The following is an 8,563-nucleotide window of genomic DNA, read 5'->3' as shown; positions in this document are numbered from 1 at the left end:
TTAGACTACGTTAGTTTCACTTTATTTCAATTATAAATGTATCAGTGAAGAAGCTTGTTTCAACTCTACACCATCTCAACCAATGTCTATTCAAATAGCCTTTCACTTTAGTCTAACTAATTACATACATATGAACGCTAATATGTAGATAAAATAGTGTGTACTGAGAGGTGAAGTGAGTATTATGGAGGCTTTGGTAAGATATAGAAGAAAAAATATTTTATATATAAAAAAGTCACACTTTAAAAAAAAAGAGTGACTTTTTTATTTTGAAACTATTTATCAATGGTGCCTAGGGTCGGACTCGAACCGACACACCCGAAGGCGGTTGATTTTGAATCAACTGCGTCTACCAATTTCGCCACCCAGGCAGCAACGGTGAATAGTCTTCAAAAGTTGTTGGACATTATACCTATTCAATGGTTGGTTACAAGTAAAAAATTATAGTGTGAGTATTAATTGTACTTATTTTCACCGTTTCTATTTTCCATATTGATATTTGAACGTGTTGTAACTCAAATACCTATAAAAAATGGGTGATTGTGCCTCGATTTTTTTCCTAACTCTTCGATATTTATCATATTTTTTTCAAAAAAGATGTAAGTTTTTTTTGAAAAAAGTGCCAATCACAAATATAATTAATAATTATTATCAATACTATTATTGAGTGGTTTTTTATAATAGTTTTTTATTGAGGATCAAAAAACAATGACTCTTAAACAACAAGTTGCAGACTATATTACAGAAAATCCAATGGCAATTACATTGGATATGGCAGCGCATTTTAATCAGCCAGAAGGTAAGATTTTGTGTGCTTTGCCTGATGCTTTTGTACGCATTTTTGCTGGAATAAGAACAGAAGAAATTTTGAGTGAAGTGAGTAAATGGGGGACTTTTACGACTATCATCGAAAAAGAAGGTTCTATTTTTGAAATCAAAGATCGTTTTCCAACAGGCATGATTGGGCGAGGTTATTACAATTTAAATATGAAAGGGGATGAAGGCGCATTACATGGACATTTAAAGTTAGATAATATCGATAAAATTGCTTTTGTTAGTTTACCTTTTCGTGGTAAAGAAAGTTATAACATCGCATTTATCGCTAATAATGGACAAACTATTTTTAAAATTTATTTAGGACGTGATGAAGAGCGTCAATTATTTCCAGAACAAGTAGAAAAATTTAAACAATTTATTTAAGCAGTAAAACTAAGGAAAAAACAATGATTACAAATCGTCAAGAAGTATTACAAAATCGTTTAGGACCAGAGATTCAAGAGTTAAAAGCACAGTGTAAAACCATTATGTTAGCAACAGTAGGAGAAGATGGTAATCCTAATGTAAGTTATGCCCCTTTTGCTATTACTAATGGAGAATATCAAGTCTTCATTTCAACAATCGCACGTCATGCTCGGAATTTACAAGAAGTACCAAAAGTTTCATTAATGTTAATTGAGGATGAAAGCAAAAGTCGTCAAATTTTTGCACGTCGTCGACTTTCTTTTGATGCAACTGTGCGAATTATTGAACGTGAAACAGATGAATGGAAAGAGAGTATTGCAGCATTAAAAACAAGGCAAGGTAATTTGATTGATGAGTTATCAAAAATGAAAGATTTTCATTTATTTAGTTTTAAGCCAACTCAAGGTTTATTTGTTAAAGGCTTTGGTCAAGCTTTCCAAGTGAGTAATGATGATCTAGTTAGTTTTGTTCATTTAGACGAAGGTCATTTAGACGGTTAGAAAACTTTTAGCATTATTATTTTAGGGTATATCCATTTATTTCAGGAAAATATTATGACAATTATAGCAAATAAAAAAGTCAAGCTTTCATTGATTACTTTAGCTGTATTTAGTTATTGTGGTTCCGTTTTAGCTGATGAAGAAACTGAGTCATTAGATACCATTACTGTAACTTCTCAACAAGATGCTATAGATATAAAAGAGAAAAAAATTGGTGAGACAGTAAAAACTTCTTCAGTTTTAACGCGTCAGCAAGTTCAAGATAGTCGTGATTTAGTTCGTTATGAGACAGGTGTCAGTGTTGTTGAAGCTGGTCGTTTCGGGTCAAGTGGCTATGCTATTCGTGGTGTGATGAAAACCGTGTTGCGATTACTGTAGACGGTTTACACCAAGCAGAGACACTCTCTTCACAAGGTTTCAAAGAGCTTTTTGAGGGTTATGGCAATTTTAATAATACAAGAAATAGTGTTGAGGTTGAAACATTAAAAGTTGCGAAGATTGCAAAAGGCGCAGATTCAGTCAAAGTAGGTAGTGGCTCTCTTGGTGGTGCAGTGTTATTTGAGACAAAAGATGCCAGAGACTTTTTAACGGAGAAAGATTGGCATCTTGGCTATAAAACAGGTTATAGTACAGCAGATGATCAAGGGTTGAATGGAGTTACTGTAGCAGGTCGTTATAAATACTTTGATGTATTATTTATGCATACAAAACGCCATGGGCATGAGCTAGAAAATTATGATTATAAATATGCTATGGACATCCAAGGAAAAGAAAGAGAAAAAACAGATCCATATACGATTACTAAAGATAGTACTTTAGTAAAATTCTCTTTTTCTCCAACCGATAACCATCGTTTTACAGTTGCTTCGGACTTATATCAAACTCATACACGTGGTCATGATCGTTCTTATTCCCTACAGCCACAATCTAATTATTTAACTTATGATGAAAAAGAATCTCGTCATTCAAATGATAGAGTGAAACGTAAAAATTTATCATTTACTTATGAGAATTATACAGCGATACCATTTTGGGATACTTTGAAACTGACTTATTCTCAACAAAAAATCACGACCAGAGCGAGAACAGAAGATTACTGTGATGGTAATGAGAAATGTGATTCTTATAAGAATTCGCTAGGATTACAACTAAAAGATGGGCAAATTGTTGATCGCGAGGGCAATCCTATCTGGTTGGATCTAAAAGATGGTACTCATCAATTTTAGATAAAAATGGTAATCCTTTTGTTGTGATAAAGGAACAAATAATGCTGCTTTATCGGTAAACGATTAAGTACATCTGATTTTTGGTTAGATTGTTCTATTTTTAATTGTGAGAAACCTGTAACAACTTATAAATATCGTTATTCATCTGATAAACCTGAAAAAGTAGATGTCATGTTAAATAAATTCATGGATGTTAATGGTAAAAAATTTGCTACTTACGACATGGGATGGGAGCGTCATCATATTATTTTACCTAATTCTCTGGGATATCGTCCTTTTGATTATAAAGAGCGTGATTTGAATACAAACACAAAACAAGTTAATTAGACCTAACTAAAACTTTTTCTGTATTTGAGATTGAAAATAGTATCTCTATGGTGGTATTTATTCAAAAACACGCAAGAAATGATAAATAAGGCGGGTTATAATGGAACTAATCCAACTTGGTGGGCAGAAAGAACATTAGGACAAAACTTTTCAGGCCAATTAAGAGACTGTAAAACAAGTCATCCTTTAACGGTCTTCTTTGTCCTCGTCATGAACCTAAAACCTCTTTCCTAATTCCTGTGGAGACAACAACCAAGTCATTATATTTTGGCAGATACAGTTCAGTTACATGATATATTAAGTGTGGATTTAGGTTATCGTTATGATGCTATTAACTATCAACCAGAATATATTCCAGGTATAACACCTAAGATTGAGATGATATGGTTAAAGGTTATTTATACCTTTACATAAAATTGAACCTTGGGCTCCTAGCCCTTATTCTCCTAAATATAATGGAAGTACAGATCCTAAATACCTTGCTGATTTGGCTGAATGGAAAGCTAAAAAAGCAGAAAATGATCAGAATGCAGAAAAAAATATTGCTTATATCGGCACAAGAAAAGAAATTTAAAAAGCATTCTTATTCTTTAGGTGCGACTTTTGATCCACTAGATTTTGTAAGACTTCAAGTAAAATATTCAAAAGGCTTTAGAGCACCTACCTCAGATGAATTGTATTTTACGTTTAAGCATCCTGACTTTTACGATTTTACCGAATCCAAATATGAAGCAGAAGAAGCAAAAAACCAAGAAATTGCTTTGACTTTCCACCATGATTGGGGCTTTTTCAGTACAAGTGTATTTCAAACTAAATATCGCCACTTTATTGATTTAGCTTATCTAGGATCACGAAATTTATCTAATTCTGTAGGTGGTCAGGCACAAGCAAGGGATTTCCAAGTCTATCTAAACGTAGATTCCTCGATTCGGTAAATCGTAAAGTCAGGATGCTTAAACGTAAAATACAATTCATCTGAGGTAGGTGCTCTAAAGCCTTTTGAATATTTACTTGAAGTCTTACAAAATCTAGTGGATCAAAAGTCGCACCTAAAGAATAAGAATGCTTTTTAAATTTCTTTTCTTGTGCGATATAAGCAATTTTTTTTTCTGCATTCTGATCATTTTCTGCTTTTTTAGCTTTCCATTCAGCCAAATCAGCAAGGTATTTAGGATCTGTACTTCCATTATATTTAGGAGAATAAGGGCTAGGAGCCCAAGGTTCAATTTTATGTAAAGGTATAAATAAACCTTTAACCATATCATCTGCAATCTTAGGTGTTATACCTGGAATATATTCTGGTTGATAGTTAATAGCATCATAACGATAACCTAAATCCACACTTAATATATCATGTAACTGAACTGTATCTGCAAAATATAATGACTTGGTTGTTGTCTCCACAGGAATTAGGAAAGAGGTTTTAGGTTCATGACGAGGACAAAGAAGACCGTTAAAGGATGAACTTGTTTTACAGTCTCTTAATTGGCCTGAAAAGTTTTGTCCTAATGTTCTTTCTGCCCACCAAGTTGGATTAGTTCCATTATAACCCGCCTTATTTATCATTTCTTTGCGTGTTTTTGAATAAATACCACCATAAGAGATACTATTTTCAATCTCAAATACAGAAAAAGTTTTAGTTAGGTCTAAATTAACTTGTTTTGTGTTTGTATTCAAATCACGCTCTTTATAATCAAAAGGACGATATCCCAGAGAATTAGGTAAAATAATATGATGACGCTCCCATCCCATGTCGTAAGTAGCAAATTTTTTTTACCATTAACATCCATGAATTTATTTAACATGACATCTACTTTTTCAGGTTTATCAGATGAATAACGATATTTATAAGTTGTTACAGGTTTCTCACAATTAAAAATAGAACAATCTAACCAAAAATCAGATGTACTTAATCGTTTACCGATAAAAGCAGCATTATTTGTTCCTTTATCAGCAACAAAAGGATTACCATTTTTATCTAAAATTTGATGAGTACCATCTTTTAGATCCAACCAGATAGGATTGCCCTCGCGATCAACAATTTGCCCATCTTTTAGTTGTAATCCTAGCGAATTCTTATAAGAATCACATTTCTCATTACCATCACAGTAATCTTCTGTTCTCGCTCTGGTCGTGATTTTTGTTGAGAATAAGTCAGTTTCAAAGTATCCCAAAATGGTATCGCTGTATAATTCTCATAAGTAAATGATAAATTTTTACGTTTCACTCTATCATTTGAATGACGAGATTCTTTTTCATCATAAGTTAAATAATTAGATTGTGGCTGTAGGGAATAAGAACGATCATGACCACGTGTATGAGTTTGATATAAGTCCGAAGCAACTGTAAAACGATGGTTATCGGTTGGAGAAAAAGAGAATTTTACTAAAGTACTATCTTTAGTAATCGTATATGGATCTGTTTTTTCTCTTTCTTTTCCTTGGATGTCCATAGCATATTTATAATCATAATTTTCTAGCTCATGCCCATGGCGTTTTGTATGCATAAATAATACATCAAAGTATTTATAACGACCTGCTACAGTAACTCCATTCAACCCTTGATCATCTGCTGTACTATAACCTGTTTTATAGCCAAGATGCCAATCTTTCTCCGTTAAAAAGTCTCTGGCATCTTTTGTCTCAAATAACACTGCACCACCAAGAGAGCCACTACCTACTTTGACTGAATCTGCGCCTTTTGCAATCTTCGCAACTTTTAATGTTTCAACCTCAACACTATTTCTTGTATTATTAAAATTGCCATAACCCTCAAAAAGCTCTTTGAAACCTTGTGAAGAGAGTGTCTCTGCTTGGTGTAAACCGTCTACAGTAATCGCAACACGGTTTTCATCAACACCACGAATAGCATAGCCACTTGACCCGAAACGACCAGCTTCAACAACACTGACACCTGTCTCATAACGAACTAAATCACGACTATCTTGAACTTGCTGACGCGTTAAAACTGAAGAAGTTTTTTACTGTCTCACCAATTTTTTTCTCTTTTATATCTATAGCATCTTGTTGAGAAGTTACAGTAATGGTATCTAATGACTCAGTTTCTTCATCAGCTAAAACGGAACCACAATAACTAAATACAGCTAAAGTAATCAATGAAAGCTTGACTTTTTTATTTGCTATAATTGTCATAATATTTTCCTGAAATAAATGGATATACCCTAAAATAATAATGCTAAAAGTTTTCTAACCGTCTAAATGACCTTCGTCTAAATGAACAAAACTAACTAGATCATCATTACTCACTTGGAAAGCTTGACCAAAGCCTTTAACAAATAAACCTTGAGTTGGCTTAAAACTAAATAAATGAAAATCTTTCATTTTTGATAACTCATCAATCAAATTACCTTGCCTTGTTTTTAATGCTGCAATACTCTCTTTCCATTCATCTGTTTCACGTTCAATAATTCGCACAGTTGCATCAAAAGAAAGTCGACGACGTGCAAAAATTTGACGACTTTTGCTTTCATCCTCAATTAACATTAATGAAACTTTTGGTACTTCTTGTAAATTCCGAGCATGACGTGCGATTGTTGAAATGAAGACTTGATATTCTCCATTAGTAATAGCAAAAGGGGCATAACTTACATTAGGATTACCATCTTCTCCTACTGTTGCTAACATAATGGTTTTACACTGTGCTTTTAACTCTTGAATCTCTGGTCCTAAACGATTTTGTAATACTTCTTGACGATTTGTAATCATTGTTTTTCCTTAGTTTTACTGCTTAAATAAATTGTTTAAATTTTTCTACTTGTTCTGGAAATAATTGACGCTCTTCATCACGTCCTAAATAAATTTTAAAAATAGTTTGTCCATTATTAGCGATAAATGCGATGTTATAACTTTCTTTACCACGAAAAGGTAAACTAACAAAAGCAATTTTATCGATATTATCTAACTTTAAATGTCCATGTAATGCGCCTTCATCCCCTTTCATATTTAAATTGTAATAACCTCGCCCAATCATGCCTGTTGGAAAACGATCTTTGATTTCAAAAATAGAACCTTCTTTTTCGATGATAGTCGTAAAAGTCCCCCATTTACTCACTTCACTCAAAATTTCTTCTGTTCTTATTCCAGCAAAAATGCGTACAAAAGCATCAGGCAAAGCACACAAAATCTTACCTTCTGGCTGATTAAAATGCGCTGCCATATCCAATGTAATTGCCATTGGATTTTCTGTAATATAGTCTGCAACTTGTTGTTTAAGAGTCATTGTTTTTTGATCCTCAATAAAAAAACTATTATAAAAAACCACTCAATAATAGTATTGATAATAATTATTAATTATATTTGTGATTGGCACTTTTTTTCAAAAAAAACTTACATCTTTTGAAAAAAATATGATAAATATCGAAGAGTTAGGATAAAAAAATCGAGGCACAATCACCCATTTTTATAGGTATTTGAGTTACAACACGTTCAAATATCAATATGGAAAATAGAAACGGTGAAAATAAGTACAATTAATACTCACACTATAATTTTTTACTTGTAACCAACCATTGAATAGGTATAATGTCCAACAACTTTTTGAAGACTATTCACCGTTGCTGCCTGGGTGGCGAAATTGGTAGACGCAGTTGATTCAAAATCAACCGCCTTCGGGTGTGTCGGTTCGAGTCCGACCCTAGGCACCATTGATAAATAGTTTTCAAAATAAAAAAGTCACTCTTTTTTTTTAAAGTGTGACTTTTTTATATATAAAATATTTTTCTTCTATATCTTACCAAAGCCTCCATAATACTCACTTCACCTCTCAGTACACACTATTTTATCTACATATTAGCGTTCATATGTATGTAATTAGTTAGACTAAAGTGAAAGGCTATTTGAATAGACATTGGTTGAGATGGTGTAGAGTTGAAACAAGCTTCTTCACTGATACATTTATAATTGAAATAAAGTGAAACTAACGTAGTCTAACAACGACCCTTACGGATTCTAAGTCAGGGATGACTCAAGAAAGTAAAGAGAAAAAGAAGAAAAGATAAACTTAAACTAAAGGATGTAAAATGACAAACGAAGAGATATAAAGAGATATAAAATGAAGTAAGCTGAAGTAAAAAGAGGCTGAGCTTTGTTTTAGTTTGATTTGGTTTGCTTAGTCTTGTCTGCTTTAGCTTTATCTGATTTTATTCCAGCTAGATTTTTTCCGCTGCCACTTTATCTCACCCTCCTTCCCATAACAAAAAAACCCCAGGTATCTCTACCTAGGGCCTCTCATTTTCTACCTGGCGGTGTC

5 protein-coding genes, 2 tRNA genes and 2 pseudogenes are annotated in these 8,563 nt (G+C 33.0%); 5 read left to right on the top strand and 4 right to left on the bottom strand.

Annotation, left to right across the window (positions count from 1 at the left end; genetic code table 11):
- Positions 1-286: 286 nt before the first annotated feature.
- A tRNA-Leu gene (locus tag DYE19_RS00090) sits at positions 287-371 on the bottom strand.
- A 337-nt stretch (positions 372-708) separates the two neighbouring features.
- Between DYE19_RS00090 and hutX (DYE19_RS00085) the strand changes: the two genes are divergently transcribed.
- From hutX (DYE19_RS00085) to DYE19_RS11580, 4 genes and pseudogenes are all read left to right on the top strand, one after another.
- Entirely contained in the window at positions 709-1,200 is a 492-nt protein-coding gene (gene hutX / locus DYE19_RS00085; RefSeq protein ID WP_115322248.1) for a heme utilization cystosolic carrier protein HutX, read from the top strand.
- A 23-nt stretch (positions 1,201-1,223) separates the two neighbouring features.
- A complete protein-coding gene (gene hutZ / locus DYE19_RS00080; protein ID WP_049213874.1) occupies positions 1,224-1,742 on the top strand; it encodes a heme utilization protein HutZ in 519 nt (172 codons plus the stop codon).
- Positions 1,743-1,796: 54 nt separating this feature from the next.
- Positions 1,797-3,704, top strand: a pseudogene (locus DYE19_RS11535) (TonB-dependent receptor plug domain-containing protein); the annotation flags it as partial.
- Positions 3,705-3,750: 46 nt separating this feature from the next.
- Positions 3,751-4,230: a TonB-dependent receptor domain-containing protein gene (locus tag DYE19_RS11580; RefSeq protein WP_438361423.1), complete on the top strand. Its 480-nt coding sequence runs from the start codon at positions 3,751-3,753 to the stop codon at positions 4,228-4,230.
- Here DYE19_RS11580 and DYE19_RS11520 read toward each other — a convergent pair.
- From DYE19_RS11520 to hutX (DYE19_RS00060), 3 genes and pseudogenes are all read right to left on the bottom strand, one after another.
- Positions 4,230-6,447, bottom strand: a pseudogene (locus DYE19_RS11520) (TonB-dependent receptor domain-containing protein); the annotation flags it as partial. The gene DYE19_RS11580 and the pseudogene DYE19_RS11520 sit on opposite strands and share 1 nt — an antisense overlap.
- A 54-nt stretch (positions 6,448-6,501) precedes the next feature.
- Positions 6,502-7,020 carry a heme utilization protein HutZ gene (gene hutZ, locus DYE19_RS00065; protein WP_049213874.1) on the bottom strand — a complete coding sequence of 173 codons (519 nt, stop codon included), beginning with the start codon at positions 7,018-7,020 and terminating at the stop codon, positions 6,502-6,504.
- A 22-nt stretch (positions 7,021-7,042) separates the two neighbouring features.
- Positions 7,043-7,534, bottom strand: coding sequence for a heme utilization cystosolic carrier protein HutX (gene hutX, locus DYE19_RS00060; RefSeq protein ID WP_115322248.1), 492 nt, complete (start codon positions 7,532-7,534; stop codon positions 7,043-7,045).
- Between the two features lie 339 nt (positions 7,535-7,873).
- On the opposite strand from hutX (DYE19_RS00060), the gene DYE19_RS00055 reads away from it, so the two are divergent.
- A tRNA-Leu gene (locus tag DYE19_RS00055) sits at positions 7,874-7,958 on the top strand.
- Positions 7,959-8,563: the final 605 nt, after the last annotated feature.

This window comes from Pasteurella canis, assembly GCF_900454865.1.
In the GTDB taxonomy this organism is placed as follows: Bacteria; Pseudomonadota; Gammaproteobacteria; order Enterobacterales; family Pasteurellaceae; genus Pasteurella; species Pasteurella canis.
The sequence above is the reverse complement of the archived record's forward strand: the minus strand, read 5'-3'. Positions and strand labels throughout refer to the sequence as shown.